This window comes from Arthrobacter sp. EPSL27 (assembly GCF_001512305.1).
In the GTDB taxonomy this organism is placed as follows: Bacteria; Actinomycetota; Actinomycetes; order Actinomycetales; family Micrococcaceae; genus Arthrobacter.
In genome coordinates this window covers 468,634-492,583 of the sequence record NZ_LNUT01000003.1, presented here as the reverse complement: position 1 = coordinate 492,583, position 23,950 = coordinate 468,634, and the positions used below count along the sequence as shown (strand labels likewise).

The following is a 23,950-nucleotide window of genomic DNA, read 5'->3' as shown; positions in this document are numbered from 1 at the left end:
GGCATTCCTTTTTCGTAGCGCACGCTAGACCTTCAAGTATCGACGCAGGGTCAGGAGTGATGATACCCCGGCAAGAAGAACCCCGAGTCCGATCAGTGCCGGCGCCAGGATCAGCGTCTGACCTGCGGAGATGAAGGCAGTGTCCGGATACTGCTGCGACAGGTACCCGCCGAGGAAGAAGTGCGCCACGGCCCACAGCGTTGCCGAGGCCAGCCCGGCGCCGATCACGGCCGCAATGACGCCCTCGAGGATGAACGGCAGCTGGATCACCATTTTCGAGGCGCCCACCAGGCGCATGATCCCGGTTTCCCGGCGCCGGCTGAATGCCGAGAGCCGGATGGTGGTGGCGATCAGCAGGATAGCGCAGACGATCATCACGCCTGCGACGCTGACCGCCACCAGGGAGGCGGCATTCATGACCGAAAAGAGCCGCTCCAGCAGCTGGCGCTGGTCGATCACGGTTTCCACACCGGCCTGCGAGGAGAAGGTCTCGCTGATGATCTGGTACTTCTCCGGGTCCTTCATGTTGATCCGGAAGGAGGCCGGGAGCTGGTCCGGAGTCACCGAGTCGACAATCGGGGAATTGGAGAACTGTTCCTTGAAGTGCTTGTACGCGTCGTCCTTGGACTCGAACTGGAAGTCGTTGACGTACTGGGCCACGGCGGGTGACTCGAGGAGCTTGCCGAGGTTCTCCTGCTGCTCCGGGGTGGCAGGCCCGGTGGCGCAGCCGGCCGCCGTCGAGCCGTCACTGCAGAGGAAGATGGCGACCTGGACCTTGTCGTACCAGTAGCCCTTCATCTGGTTGATCTGCAGCTGCAGCATGCCGGCGGCGCCGACGAACGTCAGGGACACGAACGTCACCAGGATGACCGAAACCACCATGGAAAGGTTCCGGCGGAGACCACTGGCGATCTCGGCGAGGACAAACTGGAGCCTCACAGCTGGGCCTCCCCTGCGGCGCGCGCTTCGGCGCGGGCCTCGCTGCGGGTGGCCGCAGCTGGCTCCGGTTCACGACCGCTGGCATCGCGCAGCCGGCGCGAGGCGCCCACCACCGGAATCATGGAGGTGTACAGGGCCTTGGCCTCGTCGCGGATGATGACGCCGTTGCGGAGTTCGACGACCCGTTTGCGCATCTCGTTGACGATGTCGTCGTCGTGCGTGGCCATGACCACAGTGGTGCCGTTCTGGTTGATCTTGTCCAGGACCCCCATGATGCCCATGGAGGTGGTGGGGTCCAGGTTTCCGGTGGGCTCATCCGCGAGGAGGATACCTGGTCGGTTGACGACGGCGCGGGCGATCGCCACGCGCTGCTGCTCGCCGCCGGACAGTTCGTGCGGAAGGCGGTTTTCCTTGCCCTCGAGGCCCACGGTCTTGAGGACCTCGGGGACGGTGTCGCGGATGACGCTGCGGCTCTTGCCGATGACCTGCATGGCGAAGGCGACATTGGCGAACACGGTTTTCTGCGGCAGCAGGCGGAAATCCTGGAACACGACGCCGATCCCGCGGCGGAGGCGGGGCACGCGCCAGCTGGAGATGTTGGCCACGTTCTGGCCGGCGACATAGACGGCGCCCGAGGAGGCCCGGTCCTCTTTCAGGACGAGGCGGAGAAACGTGGACTTGCCGGATCCGGAGGCCCCGACAAGGAAGGCGAATTCGCCGCGGTCAATCTCAAGGTTGATCGAATCCAGCGCCGGACGCGCCTTCTGGTCATAGACCTTGGTGACATTTTCGAAACGGATCATGGCCCTAAATACCCTGCAGGACGTGGTCGGGAACGGACCAGTGCTGCTGCCGGCGCGCGGGCTTTCTAGTGGGGGAAGTAGAGCTCCGGCTTCTCGACTATACGCACGGGTAACGGCGGATCGGCCCGCCCGCGGGGGCGTGTCGCAGGATTAGACCCGAGGTACTGGTGTGGCGCAAGAGGCGGAGGGTGTTTACTTCTCCGCGTTGCGGTTGTCGGTCCGCCAGCGGATCCCCGCGTCGATGAAGTCGTCGATCTCGCCGTCGAACACGGCCGAGGTGTTGCCGACCTCGTGCTCCGTGCGGAGGTCCTTGACCATCTGGTACGGGTTCAGGACGTAGGAGCGCATCTGGTCACCCCAGGAGGCCTTCACGTCGCCGGCGAACGCCTTCTTCTCGGCGTCCTCCTGCTCCTTCTTCAGCAGCAGGAGGCGGGACTGCAGCACGCGCAGGGCGGCCGCCCGGTTCTGCAGCTGGGACTTCTCGTTCTGCATGGACACAACGGTGCCGGTGGGGATGTGGGTCAGCCGCACGGCGGAGTCCGTGGTGTTCACGGACTGGCCGCCCGGGCCGGAGGACCGGAAGACGTCGACGCGGATCTCGTTGTCCGGGATGTCGATGGAGTCCGTCTGCTCGATCAGCGGAATGACTTCGACGGCGGCAAAGGAGGTCTGGCGGCGGCCCTGGTTGTCGAAGGGGCTGATCCGGACCAGACGGTGGGTGCCGGCCTCGACGCTGAGCGTGCCGTAGGCGTACGGGGCCTTCACCTCGAAGGTGGCGGACTTCAGCCCGGCCTCCTCGGCGTAGGACGTGTCCATGATGGTGGTCGGGTACCCGTGGCGTTCGGCCCAGCGCAGGTACATCCGCATCAGCATCTCGGCGAAGTCCGCGGCGTCCACGCCGCCGGCGCCGGCGCGGATGGTGACCACGGCCTCCCGCTCGTCGAACTCGCCGGACAGGAGCGTCACGACTTCGAGGTCCTTCAGCGCGTTGCGGATCGATTCCAGCTCCGCGGCGGCCTCCCCCATGGAGTCGGCGTCGTCCTCGTCCTGGCCCAGCTCCACCAGGACTTCCAGGTCGTCGATCCGGGCGGCGAGCTTGTTCAGCCGCTCCAGCTCGGACTGCTTGTGCGAGAGCTTGGAGGTGATGACCTGCGCCGCGGCGGGGTCGTCCCACAGATTGGGTTCGCCGGCCCGCTCGCTGAGCTCGGCGATGTCTTCCTTCAGCGCCTCAACGTTCGAAACGTTCTCGATGGAGGCGTAGGTGGCGCGCAGGGCGCGGATTTCTGCGGGAAAATCGATATTTGCCATGGTTTTTTAAGCCTACGCTATCCGCGCGGGCCGCCCGGACTGGCTGCCGGGCGGCCGGGTGCGGGGTCAGCGCGTCAGCCGGGAACGCGCCGTCGAACTCGCCTCGATCCTGATGCCGTCGGGGACCAGGAAGTTGACCACGGGCGGGTGGACGGCGGCGCTGAGCACCACGACGGCGGTGGACCCGTCCGGGCTGCCCGTCCCCGGTCCGACGCTGAGGCCGCTGAACCGGGCGGATGCGCCGGTGCGGTCGAGGAAGTCGGCGGCGGCGCTCTGCACGCGGGCGCCGGTGAGGATGGCGGTAGGGCTCCCGCCGCCGGTTTCCAGCTGGCCGAGGGTGAAGCTGTCCGCGGCAGCCACCGAGGCGCCGTCGGCCAGCGACAGCAGCTTCTTGTGCTCGATGTAGACGCTGGAGGCGGCGGTGACCACTGTGGCCAGTAAGAGGGCGAGCAGCACAAAGCCGATGATCATCACCATCAGCTGCCCGTCGTCGCCACCCTGCGCCGCGGCGGTCCCCCGCCGTCTGGCTGCCGTCATCGGAAGCGGCCCACGAGCTGGGTGGCGGAGGCACTGAGCTGGCCGGCGTTCAGGCCGAGGGTCTCGTGGAACGGCACGAAGGGCAACGGCACGGTGAGGCTGACGGTGACGGTCACGGCTGATCCGGGGGCCATGCAGTCCGCGGGCGCGCAGCTGGTCTCGATCCGGGCGTTGGCGGCGTCGTGCCCGTGGTCGGCGAGCGCCAGGAGCACTGCCTGCTCGGCGGCCGCCTGCCCGCCTGCGGCGTCGGCTTGGGCCACAAAGACTTTGGCGGCCTGGTCGGCGGCGCCGACCACCGCGAAGGAACCGCCCTGGAGCTGGCCCATCGTGATGATGAAGTAGACCAGCGGCACCATCAGCAGCAGGGACAGGAACGTGAACTCGATGACGGCGCTGCCCCGTTCCTGGCCGTCCTGCGCGTCAATTGCCTGGCTGTCCTGCGGGTCAAGGCTGGATGGCAGCATGCCCCTTCACCTCCAGGACCGCACGGGGACCGATCAGCCCGATCACGGGCAGCGGCGCCCGGACCGTGACCTCCAGTGACCGGATCCCCTGGTACGTGGTTTCGCCGGTGGTCACGTCCGTGGCGAATTCAGGGTTGAGCGCCACCCCGATCAGCTGCACGGTCCGTTCGCGGGCATCACCGGCGCCCCGGTCCGCGAGGGTGCCGTACCGGGCGCCCGAGGCCGCGGCGTCGACGAGGGTGTTCCGGACATGGAGAACCAGCGTGAGCTGGACTATGGCAAGGAAGAACAGGGTCAGCAGTCCCCCGACCAGAACGAAGTCCACCACCGCCGACCCCCGCTCGCCCGGTCTGCCCGGGCCGGCGCCGGGCAGGCTCATCCGCTACTGCCCCACCTTGTCCATGGCCTGGTTGAACAGTCCTTCCAGCGCCGGGCCGGCGAGCGCGAGGAGCGCAGCGACGAGGACGGCCGACATCAGCGTGATCATCACCCATCCCGGGACGTCGCCCCGCTCGCGGTGGTCCCCGGGTTGGCGCCGCCGCCCCGAGGGCGGGTGCGGTCCGGTAGGCCCGGCCCCCAGGCCGATGGTGCACAGCGCCAGCGCCATGCGGTTCAGGATGTGTTTCACTGGTCTCCCCTTTGGTCGGTGGTTCTGTGACTGCCTGCAGCTTCCGTGCGGTATACCTCTACAAACCCATGCTGATGGCGGCCAGGCCGGGAAATACCGCGAACACCACCGTCAGTGGCAGGACGCCGAAGACCACCGGCACCATCATGGCGATTTCCTTCTTCCCGGCGGACTCCATCAGCTCGCGCTTTGCCGTGTCCCGGACGTCCTGGGCCTGCGCCCTCAGCACGTCGGCGAGGGGCGTTCCCCGTTCGACCGCAACGGTCAGCCCGTCCACGAAGCGGAGCAGCGGACCCAGCTCCGTCCGGGACGAGAATTCCTGCAGTGCGTCCACGAGGGGTTTGCCCGCCCTGGTCTCGGCCAGGACGCGGGAAAAATCTTTGGACAGCTCTCCGCGGGCGCTGCGGCACACCCTGTCCAGCGCGCCCGTGGCACTCTCGCCGGCGCTGACGGCGAGCGCCATGAGCTCGGCGATGCTGGGGAACTCGGCCATCATGCGTGCCTCCCGCTTCCGGACCTGTGCCCCCAAGAGGTAGTCCCGCAGCATAAAACCGCCCACTGCGCAGCCAATCACCAGCACCACGGCCAGGAGGGGGCTGAACCGCCCGGCCGCGCCGAAGAGCACCACAGCGCCGACCGCCGCGACGAAGCCGCCCGCGCCCCAGAGGAGCTGTTCAGCCCGGAAGTCAGCCGGCGACTTGGTGCTCCCCGCCCTGGCCAGCCGGCGGGCCAGCGCCTGGGAACCGGGATTCAGCCGTCCAAGCCGCGCCACGGCGTCGCCTATGACCGGACGCAGGATCCGTTCCAGGGGCCCAAACGGCGTGATGTTTCCAGGAACGGTGAGCAGGAGCCGGGACTCCAGGCTGTGGGACTTCAACTGCGGGGCGATGCGGTCGGCGAACGTGGTGGGGCGCATGAACGGGAGCCTGACCAGCAGCAGCCACAGTCCGCTGCCCAGGATGGCTCCGCAGGCGGCCGAGGCCGCGACCAGGCCGGTCACCGGAGCACTCTTTCGTCCGCCGGCAGCGCGCCGATGCGCAGCATCACGGCATAGGACACGAGGGAGACCGCCAGCCCGCCCAGCAGGACAGCGGCCCCGACGGGCGTGTTGTACGCCGCGACAGCCTCAGGCCTGCTGGCCAGGAGCATGAGCACCACCCAGGGTGCCGCCACCGCCAGCCGCGCTGCGTTGACGGTCCAGGACTGGCGGGCTTCCAGTTCGCTCCGGGTGCGGGCGCTCTCCCGCAGGAATTCCGCGAGGGTGCCGAGCAGCCGGCCAAGGTCCGAGCCGCCCACCTCCCGGGTCAGGCGCAGCGCTTCGACGATCCGGTCCGCCACGGGATCCGCCAGCCGGTCTTTCAGCCTGGTCAGGGACGGATCGAACTGCCCTCCGGAGCGGTAGTCGGAGCCGAAGTCGCGGAACACATGCCGGAGTTCCTCCGGGCCCTTGTCGCCCAGTTGGATCAGCGCTTCCGGCAGTGACAGGCCGGCCCGGATCGCCGACCGCAGATGGTCGACGACGTCGGGCCACAGCTGCCGCAGAACGGCGGCGCGTTTCCGCGCGCGCCACTTCACGATGGCCATGGGCAGCCAGGCCCCAAACAGGCCAAAACAGGCCGCGATCGGCCATGACCTGGTGACGGCCAGGAAGGCGAGCGTGGTGAAGGCGCCGACGCCCAGGCAGCTCGCCAGCAGGCCGGCGCCGCTGACCTTCTCAATTCCCGCGGTCCGCAGCAGATCCTCCAGCCGGCTTGTTCTGGGCGTGCGGCTGGAGGCCGCGGGTTGTTCCCAGGCGGACCACCAGATCAGCAGGAGTCCGGCTCCCGCCACCATGCCGAGCATCGCCGCCATCAGCGCGGCTCCAGCAGGGCCGCGACGTCGTAGCCCGAGCGGGCGAACTTTTCTGCCGAGGGCATCGAATTGGCTTTGGGTCGCAACTGGCCGTCCGCCAGGGCGAAGACCATGGAGGACTCGATGATGCCGTTTTCGACCCTCCGGCCCAATGACAGGATCTCTGTCACCTCCCGGCGTCCGCCGGTCTGGCGGGCACAGTGGACCACAAGGTCGATGCAGGACGCGACCGTCGGAACCACGAACGCGCTGGAGATGTTTTCGCCGGCCAGCAGCGGGAGCGTGCAGATCTTGGTGACGGCGTCATGGGCCGAATTCGCATGGACCGTGCACATCCCGGGCAACCCGGAATTCAGGGCGATCAGCATGTCCAGGCTCTCTGCCTCCCGGACCTCACCGACCACCAGCCGGTCGGGCCGCATGCGCAGCGCCTCCTTGACCAGCCGGCGCATGGGGATTTCGCCTTCGCCTTCAAGGTTGGGCTGCCGGCACTGGAGCCCCACCACGTCCCGCAGCGGAAACTGCAGTTCGAAGATCTCCTCCACGGTGATGACCCGCTCGCGCGTTCCTATGCCCGCGGCCAGGCAATTCAGCATGGTGGTCTTTCCCGCCTGCGTGGCGCCGGAGACCAGGATGTTCAGGCCGCTGGCAACTGCAGCGCCGAGGAACCGGGCTGCCTGCGGGGTCAGCGTTCCCAGTTCCACCAGGTGTTCGAGCCGGCTGGCCTTCACCACGAACTTGCGGATGTTGACGGCCCAGTGGCGCCGCGTCACGTCCGGGATGACGACGTGCAGGCGGGACCCGTCGGGAAGGGCGGCATCCACAAAGGGGGACGACATGTCGAGCCGGCGCCCGGAGCTCTTGAGCATCCGTTCCACCAGATCCCGGACCTGCTGGTCCGTGAGCGAGACCGACGTCAGCTCAGATTCCCCGTTGCGCGCCACAAAAACCTCGTGCGGGGCGTTGAGCCAGATTTCCTCGATGGCGGGATCGTCGAGCAGCGGCTGCAGGGGCCCGAACCCGGCGACGGCGTCGAAGACGAACCTCCGCGCATTCTCCAGCGGGCCGATGGGAGGCAACGGCGCGAGTAATGCCCGCTCGTCGTAGTCCATCACTGCTGCCTCAACCAGGCGGCGGACCTCTCCGGCCTGACGCATGGGGTCCAGGCCGCGCCGGCGGATCAGCTCGCGGACCTCGTCCTCGACAATGCGTACAGCCTCCACAGTGGCCCCCAATAGAACTGCCGCCCTGTCCCAAAGGCGCTGCAATTGGGTTAAAGCTAGGGGCGCCCCGGCCACAGGACAAGGGCAGGGGACGCCTTATGTGGAAAACAAATGCAGATTTATCAACAATATTCACACTAGTAACACCTGAAACTCTGGTTGAGCTTTCTCTGCGGTGTTAGGGTGGGCGCGATAAGTCAGACATTCTTACATCCCGGCAGTTTGAATTGCTGAACGCCGGGCGCGAGATCACTAAAACACTGCCACGAGCGTGTTGTTCCGGAGCGGCAAATGAAGCGGACCATACTTCCCCCCAACAGTTCCGGCAGCCGGGTCGGAGCAGCCCTGCTGGCCGCCTCCCTCGTCGCCGGGCCGGGACTGGCATCCCCCGCCGCTGCAGCGCCGCCGGCAGTTAACGCACTTCACGTATCGGCGCTTCCAGCTACCACACCGTCCCCCGTCTCCACGCCGGCCCAAGCAACTGCACCACCAGCCACAACTGCGCCGGCAACGCCGACGGCCACACCCACCCCGGCACCAACAACCGCGCCGACCACATCCCCGGCTCCGGCCGGCCCCCTGGCACCGGCAGACCGCTCCACCGAGGGCTACCGTGCCGCCATGGCCGCGGCCACCGCCAACGGCGGGGCCGAAATGGGGCAGGGAACCCGTGCGGAAGGCATCCCGGCCATCGGCGGGGACCCGAAGGCACCGGACCAGAAGACCACCCTCGAGGCGCTGACCACCCAAGGCACCTGGATGCCCAGCTACGGCGTCCAGGGTCTGGACGTCAGCATCTACCAGGCCGGCATCAACTGGCAGACCGAGTGGAACATGGGCGCCCGGTTCGCGTACATCAAGGCCACCGAGGGCAACTACAACATCAGCTCCTCCTTCAGCAGCCAGTACCTGGGCTCCAGGGCTGTGGGCATGATCCGCGGCGCCTACCACTTCGCCAACCCCGCTGCCTCGTCCGGCGCGGACCAGGCCAGGATCTTCGTGCGGAACGGCGGCGGCTGGAGCGCCGACGGGTACACCCTGCCTCCGGTGCTGGACTTTGAGGGGAACCCCTATGCCGGCATGACCATCAACGGCTACTACCAGGGCAACAGCTGCTACGACATGACCCCTGCCCAGCTGACCTCCTGGGCGCGCGACTTCGGCAACACCATGGTGGCACTGACCGGCCGGCTGCCGGTCATGTACACCACCACGTCATGGTGGAACTACTGCGTGGGCGGCCCCTCCGGTTTCGGTGACTGGCCGCTGTGGATTGCGCGCTGGCCCGACTACCCCAGCGACAGCCCGGGGGCCCTGCCCTCCAGCTGGGCCAACTTCAGCTTCTGGCAGTACAGCGAGTCCGGCCCGTTCGCCAACGGCGGCGACTCCAACATCTGGAACGGGGACTACACCTCCCTCAAGCGCTTCGCCACGGGCACGCCCCTGCCTCCCCCGCCTCCGCCGCCGGTGCCCACCGACCCCACGCGCCGGCTGGTCTCGCCCGGTGACTTCGACGGCGACGGCCTCGCAGACCAGATCCAGCGCAGGGCCGACGGCGAGCTGTGGTTCTACCCCGGCAACGGCGCCGGGCAGTACCTGGCCGGGCGCCGGATCGGCTCCGGCTGGGGCATCTACGACCGCGTCCTGGGCGTGGGCGACTACAACTCCGACGGGAAGAACGACCTGGTTTCGAGGAAACTGGACGGCTCGCTGTGGTTCTACGCCGGCACCGGGCGGGTCTCCGCCACCGACGAGGGGTACCGCCCCGCCGTCAGGATCGGCGACCACGGGTGGGATGCGTTCGACAGCCTCCTCGGCGTCCGCGACTTCGACGGCGACGGGAAGCCTGACCTGGCCGCGCGCACCCCGGACGGCAGCCTGTATCTCTACTCGGGGACCGGCGCCGGCCAGACCGGCACCGCCCGCAAGATCGACTACGGCTGGCAGATCTTCAACCAGCTCATCGCCATCCAGGACTTCGATGGGGATGGCACCAACGACCTCATCGGCCGACGGCCCGACGGCACACTGTGGCTTTACTCCAATACCGGCCGCGCCGTGCTGGTAAACGGCCGCCAGATCGGTTCCGGCTGGGGCGTCTACAGCGACATCGTGGGGACCGGGGACGCCAACGGCGACCGGATGGCGGACTTCGTGGCCGCCGACGCCGCCGGCGCGGTCTACTTTTACGCCGGAACGGCGATGAAAGACCAGGGCTACCAGGCCGCCCGGAAAATCGGGGAATACGGCTGGGAAGCCTTCAACGCGCTCATCCCGGTCCAGGACTTCAACGGCGACGGCAAGGGCGACCTGCTGGCCCGCAAGCCGGACGGAACCCTGTGGTTCTACCCGGGCAACGGGACCGGGGCCTATGGCACCCCGAAGCGGATAGGCGACTACGGCTGGGACGTCTTCGATGCCTTTGCCGGCGTCGGCGACTTCACCGGTGACGGCAAGGGCGACCTTCTGGCGCGGAAACCCGACGGTTCGCTGTGGCTGTATGCGGGAACGGGGCGCGTGGATTCCGGCAACAACGGATACGCCGGCGCGCGGAAGATCGGCCTGTTCGGGTGGGAAGCCTTCGACACCATTACGGGGGCTGGTGATCTCAACGGCGACGGCAGGAACGACTTCCTCGCCCGGCAGCCGAACGGCGCCTTGTGGCTGTACAAAGGAACCGGAAAGGTCGATGGCTCGAACAGCGGATACCAGGGAGGCGTGAAGGTCGGCGACTACGGCTGGGAAGTGTTTGACCAGCTCTTCGGCGCCGGCGACTTCAACGCGGACGGCAGGAACGACCTGCTGGCCCGCAGGCCCGACGGCACCCTGTGGCTTTACCCCGGCAACGGCACCGGAAAGCCCGGAGCCACCATCCGGATCGGCACCGGATGGAACATCTTCGACACGGTGCTCAACGGCTGGAACCTCAACGGCGACGCGAACCCGGACCTGGTGGCCCGGCGGCCGGACGGGTCCCTGTGGGCGTACTCCGGCACCGGGATGAAGCCCAGCGAGGGCTACCTGGCGCGCACTCTGGCCATGGTGCTCTGAGCAGGCTGGCCTCCGGACTGACTTAGACTACTTAGAGCCATGACTTGAGGCAGGCCGTCAGCAGCACGGACACTGCCCGCCATTCCCTGAGGAGCCCGCACCTTGAAGCACGCCATCATGAGTCCACCGGACCGCAACCCCGGTGCCAGATGGTTCTGGTGGCCGCTGCTCGCGATCTTCGTGATGAGCTCCGGCTGGGCGCTGGCCTCGCCGGTCTCGTCCATCCCGGACGAACCGGCCCACATCATCAAGGCAGCCGCCGTGGTCCGCGGCGAACTGGTGGGAGCCCAGACCGGCGACGGCGGCCCCCTCCTGGCCGTCCAGGTCCCCCGGGCCATTGAGCACACGAACCAGATCACCTGCTTTGTGCGGAACATCACGGCCACCCCCCAGTGCTCACCGGCCATTCCCGGCGACGCCAACGAAATCGTGTCCGCGCTGACCACGGCAGGGCTGTACAACCCGGTCTACTACGCGGCAGTCGGCTGGCCGTCCCTCGTGGTGGGCGGCTTCAAGGCCGTCTACGGCATGCGGCTGGTCAGCGCGCTCCTCACCAGCGTCTTCCTGGCACTCGCGTTTTCCGCGCTGTCCCGCCTGCCCCGGAACAAGTGGGCCACCGTCGGCCTCGCCGTCGCCGTCACGCCGATGACCCTGTTCCTGAGCGGCTCCGTCAACCCGAACAGCCTGGAATTCGCAACAACCGCTGCCATCGCCGCCAACCTCACGCTCCTGCTGAAGGGCTCACTCAAGGGCCGGGCCCTCATTGTGCCCGTGGCCGCAACAACGGTCGCGGCCGCCCTGCTCGCCAACACCAAGGCACTGTCGCTGCTCTGGATGCTGGTGGTCGTGGTTGCGGTGCTGCTGCTGGGGACGGCGGCCGAGATCAAGGCCGTCCTGCGCCGCCCGTCCGTCTGGGCCAGCTCCGCAGTGATCGGCCTGTCCTGTGTGTACGCCCTTTGGTGGGTCGCCAGCCACAACAGCCTTGCCAGCAAGCCGTTCGACGGCGCCGGGCTCGGCTTTGATGCCGGGGCCGAAATCATGATCGACAGGACCTTCCTCTTTATGCAGGGGTACATCGGTCAGTTCGGCTGGCTTGAGCTGGATGCTCCCACCGGCGTGATGGCACTGTGGACAGCGGCCTTCTTCGCCGCCGTGCTTGCGGCCATCATCTACGGCCGGGGCCGCTACCGCGCAGCCACCATCTTCGTCTCCGCGGCCCTGCTCCTGCTCCCGATCCTGCTGCAGGCCGTGATCATCACCGACCAGGGAATGGTGTGGCAGGGCCGCTACATCCTGGCGATCTTCGTTCCCTGCCTCATGATCGCGGGGATGGCGCTAGACAACTCGGATCCCCGGCCGTGGCCCGCGCCCGCCGTACCTGCCCTCAACACGCTCATCGTGCTGCTGGCGGTAAGCCACCTGGTGACCTTCGTCTGGGTCCTGCGCCGCTACGTCACCGGCCTGTCCATGGAGATCCGGTGGATCGACATGCTCCAGAACCCGCAGTGGCAGCCGCCCCTGGGGACGCTGACGGCAGTGGCCGTCTTTGCGGCCGGCACAGCCCTTGGCGCTTTCCTCCTGCTGAAGCACGTCCGAACCAACGCGGTGGTGGCCCCCGGAACCCGTGCCCACGGAACCCCGGCCCCCGAAACATCGGCGGCGGGAACCGTGACCACCCCTGCCACGGAGCCGGCGCGTTCCGCCCCCGCCAGCACCGATGACCGGGAACGCCTTGCGCCGGTCCAGATGGGCAAGCCATGAGCCGGACAACACCCTCGGATAAAGACGCCCTGGACACCCCGGCCACCAGCCAGGAGGCCGCCCAAGAGGACAACCCGGTAACGCCGGCCCCGGAGAAGAAGCCGGCGGACAAGCGCCGCGGGCTGGTCGGCAGGTTCTTTGGCCACAGCGCCGTCCGCTACCTGATTGTGGGCGGGCTCTCGTTCGCCGTCGACTTCGGCCTGCTGGTGCTCCTGCGCGAGGTTTTCCACTGGGACGTGGGCGTGGCCAGCGCCACCGCCTTCCTCGCCAGCCTGGTGTTCAACTTCCTGGTCCAGCGGAAGTTCTCGTTCGAATCGGCGCACCGGACCCACGTGAGCATGATCCGCTACGGCATTCTGGTGGTCGCCAACACCCTGGCCACCGTGCTGATTGTGCAGCTGCTGACGCCCACCATCCTCGGGTACATGGGCGGCAAGGTCATTTCGACGGCCGCCATGACGGTGTGGAACTTCTTCCTCTACCAGCACTGGGTGTTCGGCAAGAAGGCCACCCACCACGGCCCGCACCAGCACAAGCACGCCCTCACGGAAGAGCCCGGCCGCGCCGGGAAGCAGGAGCCGGACGCCGGCTAGGAGAACCACCAACAGCGAGGCCCGGACTGGAATCCAGTCCGGGCCTCGCTGTTCAGGTAATGAAGTTTGCCCCGCGTCAGACGGAACTGCGCAGGTATTCCTTGAGCCGCTGGGAGGCGTCGGCCGGGGTGAATCCCGTCGCCTTGATCTTGTCCAGCTCCAGGACGCTGTTGAGCGGCCGCGGCGCGGCCTGCTTGCCGCGGAAGTACTCCTCGGTGGAGACCCCCGTGACGTCCGCACGGGACGCGCCCACCAGGTCAAAGACCTCGCCGGCGACGTCGGCCCAGGACTGGGGCTCGCCGTCGTTGGTCACGTTGTAGGTGCCGAACGGCGCCTTGGCCTGCAGCAGGTGCTTGATGCCGGCGGCAAGGTCCCCGGCGAAGGTCAGGCGGCCCACCTGGTCGTCCACGACGGCGGGGGCGATGCCCCTTGCCGCCAGGGACGCCATGGTGCGGACAAAGTTCCCGCCGTCGCCGATCACCCAGCTGGTGCGGACAATGTAGTGCCGGGGCACAACGCTGACGGCGGCGTCCCCGGCAGCCTTCGTCTGGCCGTACACGCCCAGAGGTGCCGGCTGCTCGTCCTCGGTGTGGCTCTTCAGGGACCCGTCGAAGACATAGTCGCTGGAGACGTGCACCAGCACCAGGCCGTAGGTCGCGGCGACCTTGGACAGGGCAGCGACGGCGGTGACGTTGAGGGCCCAGGCGGCCCGGCGTCCCTCCTCGGTTTCCGCTTCGTCCACCGCGGTGTAGGCGGCGGCGTTGATGATGGTGGAATAGCGGCGCCAGTTCCGCTTCTCGAAAGAAGCGGGATCAGCGACGTCGAAATCGCCGCGTTCGGCGAACTCTACGCTGGTGTCCCCCGCGTAGGCTTCGCGGAGCGCGCGGCCCAGCTGTCCCCCGGCGCCGATTACCAGCGTGCGGCGCGGCGGCATGGGGACTACGTCCTGCAGCCGGGGGTGTGCCTTGTCCTTCTCGGAAAGCTCGGCTTCCTCCAGCGGAATGGGCCAGGGGATGCTGACGGTCTCGTCGGCGAGGTTGAGGAAGGTGTATTCCGCGTCGGCGGACCAGTGGTCGTTGACCAGGTACACGTAGGAGGTGTTGTCGTCCAGGGTCTGGTACGAGTTCGCGACCCCGCGCGGGATGAAGATCGCCTTGGCCGGATCCAGTTCGGCCGTGAAGACCGTGCCGAATGTCGGGCCTTCGCGCAGGTCCACCCACGCGCCGAAGATCCGCCCGCTGGCCACGGAGACGAACTTGTCCCAGGGTTCGGCGTGGATGCCGCGGGTGGTGCCGGCCTTGTCGTTGAACGAGATGTTGTTCTGGACCGGCCCGAAATCGGGCAGGCCGGCGGCGAGCATCCGCTCGCGCTGCCAGTTCTCCTTGAACCAGCCGCGGTTGTCCCCGTGGACCGGAAGGTCGAACAGGAGGACCCCCGGGATAGGCGTCTCCGTGACGGAGAGCGTCTTCGAAAACTCCATCCCTACTGGCCCTGCTCCTTGTACTTGGCTTCCGTGGCGGCCTTCTGCGGACGCCACCAGTCCTCGTTCTCCCGGTACCAGGCAATCGTGTCCTCGATACCGGCGTCGAAGTTCGAGAACTGCGGCGCCCAGCCCAACTCGGTGCGCAGCTTGGTCGAATCGATCGCGTAGCGCAGGTCGTGCCCGGGCCGGTCCACCACGTGGTCGTACGCGTCCCGCGGCTGGCCCATGTGCTCCAGGATCAGCTCAACGACCTCTTTGTTGTTCTTCTCCCCGTCGGCACCGATCAGGTACGTCTCGCCGATCAGGCCCTTGTCGATGATCGCGAGCACGGCCGAGGAGTGGTCATTGGCGTGGATCCAGTCACGGACATTCTCGCCCTTGCCGTAGAGCTTGGGGCGGATCCCGTCGATCACGTTCGTGATCTGGCGCGGAATGAACTTCTCCACGTGCTGGTACGGGCCGTAGTTGTTCGAGCAGTTGCTGATGGTGGCCTGCAGCCCGAAGGACCGCACCCAGGCGCGCACCAGCAGGTCCGAGCCGGCCTTCGTGGAGGAGTACGGGCTGGACGGGTTGTACGGGGTGTTCTCGGTAAACCGCTCCGGATCATCGAGTTCCAGATCCCCGTAGACCTCGTCGGTGGAGATGTGGTGGAACCGCTTGTTGTGCCTGCGGGCGGCCTCGATGAGGGTGTACGTGCCGATGATGTTGGTGTCCAGGAACGGACGCGGATCGTGCAGCGAGTTGTCGTTGTGCGATTCAGCAGCGTAATGCACCACAACATCGTGGGAGCCAACCAGTTCATCCACCAGCGGCTGGTCGCAGATATCGCCCTGCACAAACCGGAACCGGTCGGCCGGAAGCTGCTTCAGGGATTCCAGGTTGCCCGCGTACGTGAGCTTGTCAAGGACGGTCACGAAGTTGTCCGTGGAGGACATGACATAGTGGACAAAATTGGAACCAATGAAGCCGGCACCGCCGGTTACGAGTAGTCGCTGCATAGTTTCAAAGGTTACCGGATTTGGCCGATGCACGAGTTAACAGGAAAGATGGCCCGTATGCGCGGAATCATTTTGGCCGGCGGTACCGGCTCCAGGCTCCATCCGATTACCCTCGGCGTCAGCAAGCAGCTGGTGCCGGTATTCGACAAGCCGATGATTTACTACCCGCTCTCCACGCTCATCCTGGCCGGCATCCGGGACATCCTGATCATCACCACCCCGCACGACGCCGAGCAGTTCCAGCGCCTGCTGGGCGACGGCTCGCAGTTCGGTGTCAGCCTCACCTACCTCCAGCAGCCCTCCCCCGACGGCCTGGCCCAGGCCTTTGTCCTCGGCGCGGAGCACATCGGCAACGAACCCGTGGCGCTGGTCCTGGGCGACAACATCTTCTACGGCCCGGGCATGGGCACGCAGCTGCGCCGGTTCGAGAACATCGAGGGCGGCGCCGTCTTCGGTTACTGGGTGTCCGACCCCAAGTCCTACGGCGTGGTCGAATTCGACGCCGAAGGCAAGGCGATCTCCCTCGAGGAGAAGCCGGCCAAGCCCAAGAGCCACTACGCCGTGCCGGGCCTCTACTTCTACGACAACGACGTCGTTGAGATCGCCCGGAACCTCAAGCCCTCCGCACGCGGCGAGCTGGAGATTACCGACGTCAACCGGACCTACCTCGAGCGCGGAAAGCTCCACGTGGAGATCCTGCCCCGCGGCACCGCCTGGCTCGACACCGGAACCTTCAACGACCTCAACGACGCGTCCAACTTTGTCCGGACCACGGAGAACCGCCAGGGCCTGAAGATCGGCGCCCCCGAGGAGATCGCCTGGCGGCTGGGGTTCCTCTCCGACGACGAACTGCGGGAACGCGCCGAGCCGCTGGTTAAGAGCGGGTACGGAACCTACCTGCTTGGGCTGCTGGAAAACGGTCGTTGATCCAGGCACCGGCTACCCGCCGGCAGGACCCGGACAGCCCGGAGCGCGCACACGCGGCTGACCACGTGCAGCGTACCGGCCAGCGCCGGGTGTTCTGGTGGGCTTTCCTGGTGCTGATGGGCTTGTCCAGCGCCTGGGCGGTGGCCACTCCCCTGATGGGGGTCCCGGACGAACCCGCCCACGTCATCAAGGCCGCCGCGGTGGTCCGCGGCGAGCTGACCGGCCGGGAAATGCCCGACGGCGGCGCGTTCCAGCTGGTCACCGTGCCGGCCGGCATCGGCTACTACGACACGTTCGGCTGTTTCGCCCAGAAGAAGGACACCCCGCCGTCGTGCGTGCCTCCCTTCAGCGGCGACCCAAGCACGCTGGTGGACGCCCGCACCTCGGCCGGCAACTACAACCCCCTCTACTACGCCGTGGTGGGCCTGCCGTCCCTCGCCAGCCACGGTGCCGCCGCCGTGTACGGGATGCGCCTGGTCAGTGCGCTCCTTAGCTGCCTGTTCCTGGCCTCCGCGTTCTCGGCATTGTCCGGGCTGCGGCGGCGGAAATGGGCCATCACCGCCACTGCCGTGGCGATGACGCCCATGGTCCTGTTCCTCAACGGTGCCGTGAACCCGAACTCCCTGGAGTACGCGACGTCCGCGGCCCTGCTGGCCAACCTGGTGCTGCTGCTGGAACGATCGGCGGACCGCACCGCCTACCGGCGCTACGTGCCGGTGATCACCGCGGCGGCCTGCGTGCTGGCCAACACCAAGGGCCTGTCCCTGCTCTGGCTGGCACTCATGGCCGCCACCGCCTGCATCCTGGGCACGTGGCCGCAGATCAAGGCTTTGACCCGCAACGCGTGGGTGTGGGCCGGCACGGCGGCCATCGGTTTGTCCTGCGCCTTCGCCCTGTACTGGATCACCCGGCATGACAGCCTGTCCAGCAACCCCTTTGAGGCGGCAGGTTCCTCACCCCTGACCGGCGCCGAGATCATGCTGGACCGGACGTTCGACTACGCCACCGGCTACGTCGGGCAGTTCGGCTGGCTGGAAGTCCCCGCACCCATGGGCGCGTTTGTGCTGTGGCTGGGGCTCGGCACGGCCCTGGTGATGGCCGCCGTCGTGCTCGCCAGGGGACGCGGCCGGACCGCGGCCGTCTTCCTGCTCGCCGCCCTGCTGCTGCTGCCGCCGCTGCTCCAGGCGCAGGCCGTGGGAACGATCGGGATCGTCTGGCAGGGCCGGTACATCCTGGCCGTCTTTGTCCCGCTGCTGATGGTGTGCGGCATGGCCCTTGACCGTATGGATGCCCGCGGCTTCTCGCCCCAGGCCGCAGCACTCCTGAACGCCACGGCCATCCTCCTCGCCGTGTTCCATTTCTGGACCTTTATGCAGACGCTGCGGCGCTACGTGACCGGCTGGGCGGTGGACCGCCGCTGGATCGACATGGTCACGGAGCCGTCCTGGCAGCCGCCCGGCGGCACCCTGCTGAGCGTTGGCGCCTTCGCGGCGTTCCTTGCCCTGGCACTGTGGCTGGTCCGCGGCGCCATCCGCGCCGAACGCCGCAGCGCAGAGCCCGCGACGGCGGAGCCCTCCCCCGCGGCCTAGGCCAGGCCCCAGCGGGCGCAGCTGCCCTCCCCTGCGGGCGCAGGCGCATATCCCCCTGCGGCGGCGTACGCGCCCTTCCCTACCCCGCCCAGCGGACGGTGTACCTGCCTAGCGGACCGTGTAGATGTAGGCCGGCTTGCCGTCCCACTGGAGTTCCGAGTCCAGGGCCAGGCACGCTGCCTCCAGCGGCCGTGAGGACACAATCCGGTCCAGATTCTGCCAAGCAGCCTTGAGCACGCAGGGGTCAATCGTCACGCCCACGGCATCGAAGTCGTTCGTCTCGTAGGTGGTGGGCTGGCCCGGGGCCCACGAGAAGAAGATGTAGCCTCCACCGCGGTTCCATTTGTTGGCGTACGCGGATTCAGGATCAAGCTTCTGCCACGCCGCCGCGTCCGGGCCGGACCGCTGGAGCCCGGACAGGGAGGGCATTCCGTTGGAGAGCAGCAGGGTGTTCAGCGCCGGTGAGTCCGCCGCCCAGAGCTTTCCGTCGGCCCGCGCCGCGGGCGCCTGGCCCGCCACTGCCTTGGCGGCGTCCGAGGCGCGCAGGTCGCCAAGGCCGACCAGTACAGGGTTGGCCCGCGCCACGGGAAGCGCCGCAAGGACCACGCAGAGCGCCAGCGGCCACAGCCGCTGGGGGTATTTGGTGATGGCTGCCACGGCCACGCCCACAGCAAGCGGGACCAGCAGGATCTGCGCGTCGGGCAGCTCCGGCAGGTCCGCCGCTTTCAGCAGGGACGCCGCGTACCCCGTGACGAGGGCGCACGCTGCTCCGGCCAGCAGCGGAACACGCCAGGAGTCCGGGGGCGACCAGCGGCTCAGCAGGAGGCTGGCAAGGATTACCGCGAGCACACCCACCACCTGCGACGCCCGCGGGGGCGTGACCAGGTTGAGCAGGGGGAACTTCTGGCTCATGGGGCCAAGGTCCAGGCTGATCCAGGCGATCCACAGCACCGACCAGGAGCCGAACGTCCATTCGGCAATGCTGTCCCGGAAGCCCGGCCGCCACTGCGCGGCCAGCAGGAGCACCAGGATCCAGACGAAGAAGACCGTGAACGACGACGACAGCTCGCTTGCGTTGACACCCACCGGCTCGAAGTACTGCAGCGGTCCCAGGGCGGGCGCTCCGAAGAGGCGGCCGAAGGGCTGCGGATCCGCTTCCGCCCGGCGCGAGCCCGGATACACCGTGCTGAAGAGCGCCTGCAGGCCCTCGCGGTTCTCGAAGAGCGTGCCTGCGCCGAACACCACGGCGGTGCCGCCGGTGATGAGGACGGCCTTCAGCCGGGGTGCCCAGCCGCTGCGCTGCAGCAGGATCCACGCCGTCGAGGCGATCAGCACCGGGAGGCCCAGCAGCAGTGACCATGGCGCGTAGAAGGTGGGAAGGCCCGCGATCAGGATGCCGCCCACGGCTGCCAGGGCGGCCGGCGCGAAGCGCTGCCCCTGCTTGAAGCGCTGGTAGGCGGCGATCATGAGCACGCAGCCGCCGAGCGTGTAGGCGATCAGCGCCACCGGCTGGAGTGACCACCAGGCGTTCGACGGCGACAGGACGATCAGGATCGCCGCGAACCAGCCGTAACGGCGGGAACGCCCGAGCTGGTGGAACCAGGTGGGCATGGCAAGCAGCAGGATCAGCGAGGGTAGCCACCAGTGAGCGGCGAACAGCATGTGTTCCGGGATCACGCCGGCGGCGCGGAGCAGGGTCGAATCGAAGAAGACGAACTGCTCGAAGAAGCCGTCGGTCGGGAAGCGGTGGACCAGGTCGGCGCGCGCCGCGAGCGGGCTCAGGCTCGGCGCGCCGTGGGTGGCCAGGATGGAGAGGACAATCGCCGAAAAGGCATGGATCTCATCGGACCTGATGGGCCGGGACTTGCCGAACTGCCAGCCGAGCGGGTCGGCGGGATCCTGCCGAAGTTCGGAAATGCCGATGGATGACGTCGTGATGCCGAACAGCACCAAGACCACAAAGACCAGCACTGTTCCCAGCCGGGCGGCGCGGTCGTTGACACATACCCAGCGCCAGGCGTTCCGCACGGCGTCGCCGGCGGGCGCGGGAAGTCGCGTTTTCAACTCAGTTCCTCCAAGCGCTCCACACCATCGCGTGCACGTCCGCGGGGACGTGGTGCTGGGAGGCTGATAGTCAGGTCAATCCTTGGGATCAGTCGGCGGGCCGCTGCGGCTGCCAGTCGGCGGTGGCCGTCCGCGCCGCAGGCGCAGTGGGCGAAGGCGCAGTGGGCGAAGGCGCAGTCCGTCCTGCCTCGCCGACAGCCGACGAGAGGGCCTCGACCTTCCGCTCCAACTCTTCCAGGCGGACGCGCCCGATGGCGGCTTCCTCGGACAGGGTGCGCGCCTCCTCTTCCAGCACGGACACCTCCCACGACAGGTGAAGGGCAACGCCGGTGAGGAAGATGATGCCCATCGCAAAGAGGAGGTTGGACGGGACCTGCACGCCGATCAGGGACGTGACCGAGCGGAGCATGCCCGGGATGGCGGTAAGCACCAGGCATGCGATGCCGACGAACAGCCAGAGGAACGCGTACTTCTCCCGCAGTCCCTTGCCGCGGAGCAGGAACACCACACTGCCCAGGACAAGCAGGGAGAAGATGAGTGCTGCAATGCTTTCCACGGTCAGATATCGCTTTCGTGAGTTGTGCGGGCTTTGCCGCGGGTCATGGCAAACAGGAGTGCCAGCATTGACCGGACCAGGTAGATCGCCGATTTCGCCGGATTGTGGCTGGGCTGCCCGCCCTGGCGGGGCCGCATCTCCACGCCGGTCTGGGAGACCACACATCCGGAGCGGATGGCCACGACGAGCGAGTCGATGGTGTCGCCCAGGTACTCGGCCGGATAGTGCTTCAGGTACTGCTTGATGGCGCGGACGTTGCCGGCCCGGAACCCGGAGGTAACATCCGTCAGTTCCGTCCGCGCGATGCGTGAAATGACGGCGGCAAGCAGCCGCATGGCCCATTTCCGGGGACCGCTGACGGTGTACTGCCCCTTGTCCGCGAACCGGGCCCCGATGGAGATGTCCGAGTGTTCCAGTCCCGCAATGACGGCGGGGATGTCCTTGGGATCGTGCTGCCCGTCCGCGTCGACCTGGACGACGGCGTCGTAACCCATCCGGTGCGCGTACTTGAACCCGGCCCGCATCGCGCCGCCGACGCCGAGGTTGAAGGGCAGCCGCAGGACGTGCGCCCCGGCGGCCTCCGCCAGCTCCGGCGTCCCGTCCTCGGAACCGTCGTCGACGACGAGCACGTCGTAGTTCCGTCCGAGGCCAATGACTTCCCGGACGGTGTTACCGATGCACGCCCGCTCGTTCCAGGCCGGCATGATCACCAAAACTTTGGTCGCGGCTGGAAAACGCACCTTGCTCCGAACTTCTGTCATGTTGCTACTTGGTCCCCTCATGTACGTTTTCCGGCCGCCCTGACGGGTTCCGGCGCGTGCGCCACACAACCACCAGGCTCCAGCCCAGCATTCCAGCGACGGCGACGGCCCACACGGGAATGCCGATCCGCCAGCCCGGCGGCTCGAAGTCAATGGTGATGAGCTTGCCCTGGGCGTCCGCGGGAATTTCCAGTCCCAGCAGGTACCCGCCCACGGGACGTTCCATCAATTCTGCCCCATCCACCGTATATCCCGGCCACGGCAGCCGGCTCAGCGCGGCACGGCCGCCGCCCTCCGGAACCTCATCAACCTTCAGGACGATCCTTGTGTTGTCCCGGGAGACTTCCGTCAGCTTCGTCCCCGGCTGGGTCCAGCTCACGCCGCCGGCCGGGCCGAGGGGCACGTCGCGGCTCCACAGGACGGTGCCGTCGGTTTCCGCGGCGACGTGCCACCCGGCGGGAACGGCAGGGATTTCCAGTTCCTCATCGCGTGAAACGTAGTTGTTGGACGCCTTGGCGACCTGCGGTTTGTTAAAGGACTCCTTGAGGATCTGCACGTTGTCGATGCTCAGCTCGTCCACGAGCATCAGCCCCGTCTCGGCCCTGCGGTTGAAGAGGCGCTCTGCCAGCTCCGGGCAGGTGCCGCCCAGGTACCGCAGGCAGAGGAGTTCGTTGAACTTCGAGAACCCCACCAGCTGGTAGCGGTTCAGGACGCTGGCGTCACTGAGGTACCAGGCGTTGGCCATGAGGGTCTGCTCCCACGTCTCCTTTTCCTGGGGGTAGTCCAGGGCGTCGCCCACCACCAGCACGTCGTTCTCGACGCCCTTGAGCACACCCTTGTAGGTGGAGACGTCCGCGGGCTGGTTGGCGATGGACAGGCCGCTCCGCGCGGAGGTCCGGTGTTGCAGCAGCGTTGTGGCCGTGGTGGCCATGAGCACGCCGATGGCGATCAGGGACATGGCGCCCAGGCCGAATTTGTTCCAGCGGTGCGACTGCGCCTCCGGATGGTTCAGCAGCCACCACAGCGCCACCAGCGCCGCCACGACCACGACGGCGGCCGCGAAGATGGTGAAGTAGCGCGACGGGACCTGCGCCCAGCCCAGGTAGGAACCCAGGGCCACCAGGCCGATGGCGAAGTACAGGGAGGGACGTCCGATGTGCGGCCGCCGGGCGCGGGCCACCGCCACGATGACCAGCAGCACCGCACCGGTGGCCACATACGGCATAAACCGGGCGGGGTACCGCAGCGGACCGATCGTCGTCGGCAGCAGGACGAACGCGGCAGAGGCGGCGAGGAAGAAGAAGAGGTCCCGCAGCTCGGGGCTGAGCTTCTTGAAGCGGCTCCAGCTCACGAACGCGATGGCGGGCAGGAACCATGCGATGTACGCCGCAGGGCTGGTGGCGCCCGTGCCGGACCACCACCAGGACAGGAGCTGCGGATAGGCGGTAGCAATCGGCGCCATGAGCAGGCTGTTGAAGTCGATGCTCATGTAGTCGTCGTTCCAGATGCCGGTGGTCCCACGGGTGGTCACGGCGGCGGTCAGCACGCCCGGCAGGAAGACCACCACGGCGACGAGGCCCAGGGACACACCGGTCACGGCAATGCGGACGGCGGGGTGCCAGGCCTTGCGGATCAGCGTCTCAATGCCGACGGCCAGCAGGATGAAGCCAATGGCCACGGTGCCGGCCACATAGCCCACCGTGACGATCAGGTATCCGGTGATGAACGCCCAGAAGGGATTCCTCTTCCCGGCCATCAGCTTCCGCAGCTCGGCCCAGAAGAAGGGGAAGATGGCCCATACCAGCGCGCCCGTCACCCAGGAGGGTGCGTCGAAGTACATCGTGAAGCCGTTCAGGGGAACGGCGATGCCGGCGATGAAGGCCCACTCCGGGGACAGTGAATAGCTCCGCGCGAGGACGAAGGTCCCCACGCCGGCCGCCACCAGCATGGCAACCTTCAGGGCAGTGGTCAGGACCACCGCGTTCGGGCTGATGTAGGCAAGCACGCCGAACAGCATGACCATCGGGTTCCAGGTGCCCCATTGCCCTTCGGCAATGTAGTTGCCGCTGGACCAGACGGAGGGGTTGAGGACTGGGACCCGGCCCTGCAGCAGGTTTTCCCCCAGGTGGTACCAGACCCCGTAGGCGCCGTTTTCCGTATCGTCCTGGAAGTAGTAGCGCGTATAGAACAGGAGCGGAATCAGGCTCAGCACCAAGACTGATCCTGCGGTCAGCAAGAGCCACTTCCTGTTGCGCGACGAGGACGATAGGGAAGGCTGCAAGTTGGGGATCCGTTCAGTTTGGGCATGCGTCCACCGCAGGACGGCGCGCGAGGGACAGGTTCATATTACCCGAGGTGCTTTCCCGGGCCCGGAACGGCCCCGCGCGGCAAGGCGCCGGGGCGCTCCGGCGGAG

At 67.5% G+C, this 23,950-nt stretch carries 21 protein-coding genes; 5 read left to right on the top strand and 16 right to left on the bottom strand.

Going from position 1 to position 23,950, the window contains the following annotated elements; translation table 11 throughout:
- Positions 1-24 precede the first annotated feature (24 nt).
- The 10 genes from ftsX to AR539_RS04200 all read right to left on the bottom strand — a co-directional run bounded on the left by ftsX (position 25) and on the right by AR539_RS04200 (position 7,753).
- Positions 25-939: a permease-like cell division protein FtsX gene (gene ftsX, locus AR539_RS04245; protein WP_066432831.1), complete on the bottom strand. Its 915-nt coding sequence runs from the start codon at positions 937-939 to the stop codon at positions 25-27.
- A complete protein-coding gene (ftsE, locus tag AR539_RS04240; RefSeq protein WP_066432829.1) occupies positions 936-1,742 on the bottom strand; it encodes a cell division ATP-binding protein FtsE in 807 nt (268 codons plus the stop codon). Before ftsE ends, ftsX begins: the two co-directional genes overlap by 4 nt.
- A 192-nt stretch (positions 1,743-1,934) precedes the next feature.
- Entirely contained in the window at positions 1,935-3,050 is a 1,116-nt protein-coding gene (gene prfB / locus AR539_RS04235) for a peptide chain release factor 2 (protein WP_066432828.1), read from the bottom strand.
- Positions 3,051-3,116: 66 nt separating this feature from the next.
- Positions 3,117-3,587, bottom strand: coding sequence for a pilus assembly protein TadG-related protein (locus tag AR539_RS04230; RefSeq protein ID WP_231728481.1), 471 nt, complete (start codon positions 3,585-3,587; stop codon positions 3,117-3,119).
- The gene (locus tag AR539_RS04225) at positions 3,584-4,051 is read right to left on the bottom strand and encodes a hypothetical protein (protein WP_066432823.1); all 468 of its coding nucleotides are present in this window, start codon (positions 4,049-4,051) and stop codon (positions 3,584-3,586) included. The genes AR539_RS04230 and AR539_RS04225 overlap by 4 nt, the downstream gene beginning before the upstream one ends.
- Complete coding sequence (locus tag AR539_RS04220) at positions 4,032-4,430, bottom strand: TadE/TadG family type IV pilus assembly protein (protein ID WP_066432821.1); 399 nt, start codon at positions 4,428-4,430, stop codon at positions 4,032-4,034. The genes AR539_RS04225 and AR539_RS04220 overlap by 20 nt, the downstream gene beginning before the upstream one ends.
- Before the next feature lie 3 nt (positions 4,431-4,433).
- Entirely contained in the window at positions 4,434-4,679 is a 246-nt protein-coding gene (locus AR539_RS04215; protein WP_231728480.1) for a hypothetical protein, read from the bottom strand.
- Positions 4,680-4,737: 58 nt separating this feature from the next.
- Positions 4,738-5,679, bottom strand: coding sequence for a type II secretion system F family protein (locus tag AR539_RS04210; RefSeq protein WP_066432819.1), 942 nt, complete (start codon positions 5,677-5,679; stop codon positions 4,738-4,740).
- Positions 5,676-6,530 (bottom strand): type II secretion system F family protein, encoded by an 855-nt coding sequence (locus tag AR539_RS04205; protein ID WP_066432817.1) that lies wholly within the window; start codon positions 6,528-6,530, stop codon positions 5,676-5,678. Before AR539_RS04205 ends, AR539_RS04210 begins: the two co-directional genes overlap by 4 nt.
- The gene (locus tag AR539_RS04200) at positions 6,530-7,753 is read right to left on the bottom strand and encodes a CpaF family protein (RefSeq protein ID WP_066433133.1); all 1,224 of its coding nucleotides are present in this window, start codon (positions 7,751-7,753) and stop codon (positions 6,530-6,532) included. Before AR539_RS04200 ends, AR539_RS04205 begins: the two co-directional genes overlap by 1 nt.
- Before the next feature lie 621 nt (positions 7,754-8,374).
- On the opposite strand from AR539_RS04200, the gene AR539_RS04195 reads away from it, so the two are divergent.
- The 3 genes from AR539_RS04195 (at position 8,375) to AR539_RS04185 (ending at position 13,158) form a co-directional block, all read left to right on the top strand.
- Entirely contained in the window at positions 8,375-10,804 is a 2,430-nt protein-coding gene (locus AR539_RS04195) for a GH25 family lysozyme (RefSeq protein ID WP_066432815.1), read from the top strand.
- A gap of 117 nt (positions 10,805-10,921) precedes the next feature.
- Positions 10,922-12,565, top strand: coding sequence for a DUF2142 domain-containing protein (locus AR539_RS04190; RefSeq protein WP_157360914.1), 1,644 nt, complete (start codon positions 10,922-10,924; stop codon positions 12,563-12,565).
- Positions 12,562-13,158: a GtrA family protein gene (locus AR539_RS04185; protein ID WP_066432812.1), complete on the top strand. Its 597-nt coding sequence runs from the start codon at positions 12,562-12,564 to the stop codon at positions 13,156-13,158. The genes AR539_RS04190 and AR539_RS04185 overlap by 4 nt, the downstream gene beginning before the upstream one ends.
- Before the next feature lie 76 nt (positions 13,159-13,234).
- Here the strand turns inward: AR539_RS04185 and AR539_RS04180 are convergent, their stop codons facing one another.
- Both AR539_RS04180 and rfbB read right to left on the bottom strand, forming a co-directional pair.
- Positions 13,235-14,638, bottom strand: coding sequence for a sugar nucleotide-binding protein (locus AR539_RS04180; protein ID WP_066432810.1), 1,404 nt, complete (start codon positions 14,636-14,638; stop codon positions 13,235-13,237).
- A gap of 2 nt (positions 14,639-14,640) precedes the next feature.
- Positions 14,641-15,639 (bottom strand): dTDP-glucose 4,6-dehydratase, encoded by a 999-nt coding sequence (rfbB, locus tag AR539_RS04175; RefSeq protein WP_066432809.1) that lies wholly within the window; start codon positions 15,637-15,639, stop codon positions 14,641-14,643.
- A 57-nt stretch (positions 15,640-15,696) separates the two neighbouring features.
- On the opposite strand from rfbB, the gene rfbA reads away from it, so the two are divergent.
- Together rfbA and AR539_RS04165 are read left to right on the top strand one after the other, a co-directional pair.
- Positions 15,697-16,566 (top strand): glucose-1-phosphate thymidylyltransferase RfbA, encoded by an 870-nt coding sequence (gene rfbA, locus AR539_RS04170; RefSeq protein ID WP_066432808.1) that lies wholly within the window; start codon positions 15,697-15,699, stop codon positions 16,564-16,566.
- On the top strand, positions 16,563-18,155 hold the full coding sequence (locus AR539_RS04165) for a DUF2142 domain-containing protein (RefSeq protein ID WP_066432806.1): 1,593 nt from the start codon (positions 16,563-16,565) through the stop codon (positions 18,153-18,155). The genes rfbA and AR539_RS04165 overlap by 4 nt, the downstream gene beginning before the upstream one ends.
- Positions 18,156-18,263: 108 nt before the next feature.
- On the opposite strand, the gene AR539_RS04160 is transcribed toward AR539_RS04165, so the two are convergent.
- From AR539_RS04160 to AR539_RS04145, 4 genes are all read right to left on the bottom strand, one after another.
- A complete protein-coding gene (locus AR539_RS04160) occupies positions 18,264-20,219 on the bottom strand; it encodes a DUF7657 domain-containing protein (RefSeq protein WP_066432804.1) in 1,956 nt (651 codons plus the stop codon).
- Positions 20,220-20,307: 88 nt separating this feature from the next.
- The gene (locus AR539_RS04155; protein WP_082699178.1) at positions 20,308-20,775 is read right to left on the bottom strand and encodes a DUF2304 domain-containing protein; all 468 of its coding nucleotides are present in this window, start codon (positions 20,773-20,775) and stop codon (positions 20,308-20,310) included.
- A gap of 2 nt (positions 20,776-20,777) precedes the next feature.
- Positions 20,778-21,479: a glycosyltransferase family 2 protein gene (locus AR539_RS04150; RefSeq protein WP_066433131.1), complete on the bottom strand. Its 702-nt coding sequence runs from the start codon at positions 21,477-21,479 to the stop codon at positions 20,778-20,780.
- A gap of 61 nt (positions 21,480-21,540) precedes the next feature.
- Complete coding sequence (locus AR539_RS04145; protein ID WP_157360913.1) at positions 21,541-23,748, bottom strand: hypothetical protein; 2,208 nt, start codon at positions 23,746-23,748, stop codon at positions 21,541-21,543.
- Positions 23,749-23,950 lie beyond the last annotated feature (202 nt).

Excerpts from the sequence above, each read along its gene's own strand:
- ftsE (WP_066432829.1), bottom strand. The coding sequence starts at position 1,742 with ATGATCCGTTTCGAAAATGTCACCAAGGTCTATGACCAGAAGGCGCGT.
- prfB (WP_066432828.1), bottom strand. The coding sequence starts at position 3,050 with ATGGCAAATATCGATTTTCCCGCAGAAATCCGCGCCCTGCGCGCCACC.
- AR539_RS04230 (WP_231728481.1), bottom strand. The coding sequence starts at position 3,587 with ATGACGGCAGCCAGACGGCGGGGGACCGCCGCGGCGCAGGGTGGCGAC.
- AR539_RS04225 (WP_066432823.1), bottom strand. The coding sequence starts at position 4,051 with ATGCTGCCATCCAGCCTTGACCCGCAGGACAGCCAGGCAATTGACGCG.
- AR539_RS04220 (WP_066432821.1), bottom strand. The coding sequence starts at position 4,430 with ATGAGCCTGCCCGGCGCCGGCCCGGGCAGACCGGGCGAGCGGGGGTCG.
- AR539_RS04205 (WP_066432817.1), bottom strand. The coding sequence starts at position 6,530 with ATGGCGGCGATGCTCGGCATGGTGGCGGGAGCCGGACTCCTGCTGATC.
- AR539_RS04195 (WP_066432815.1), top strand. The coding sequence starts at position 8,375 with ATGGCCGCGGCCACCGCCAACGGCGGGGCCGAAATGGGGCAGGGAACC.
- AR539_RS04190 (WP_157360914.1), top strand. The coding sequence starts at position 10,922 with ATGAGTCCACCGGACCGCAACCCCGGTGCCAGATGGTTCTGGTGGCCG.
- AR539_RS04185 (WP_066432812.1), top strand. The coding sequence starts at position 12,562 with ATGAGCCGGACAACACCCTCGGATAAAGACGCCCTGGACACCCCGGCC.
- AR539_RS04180 (WP_066432810.1), bottom strand. The coding sequence starts at position 14,638 with ATGGAGTTTTCGAAGACGCTCTCCGTCACGGAGACGCCTATCCCGGGG.
- rfbB (WP_066432809.1), bottom strand. The coding sequence starts at position 15,639 with ATGCAGCGACTACTCGTAACCGGCGGTGCCGGCTTCATTGGTTCCAAT.
- rfbA (WP_066432808.1), top strand. The coding sequence starts at position 15,697 with ATGCGCGGAATCATTTTGGCCGGCGGTACCGGCTCCAGGCTCCATCCG.
- AR539_RS04150 (WP_066433131.1), bottom strand. The coding sequence starts at position 21,479 with ATGCCGGCCTGGAACGAGCGGGCGTGCATCGGTAACACCGTCCGGGAA.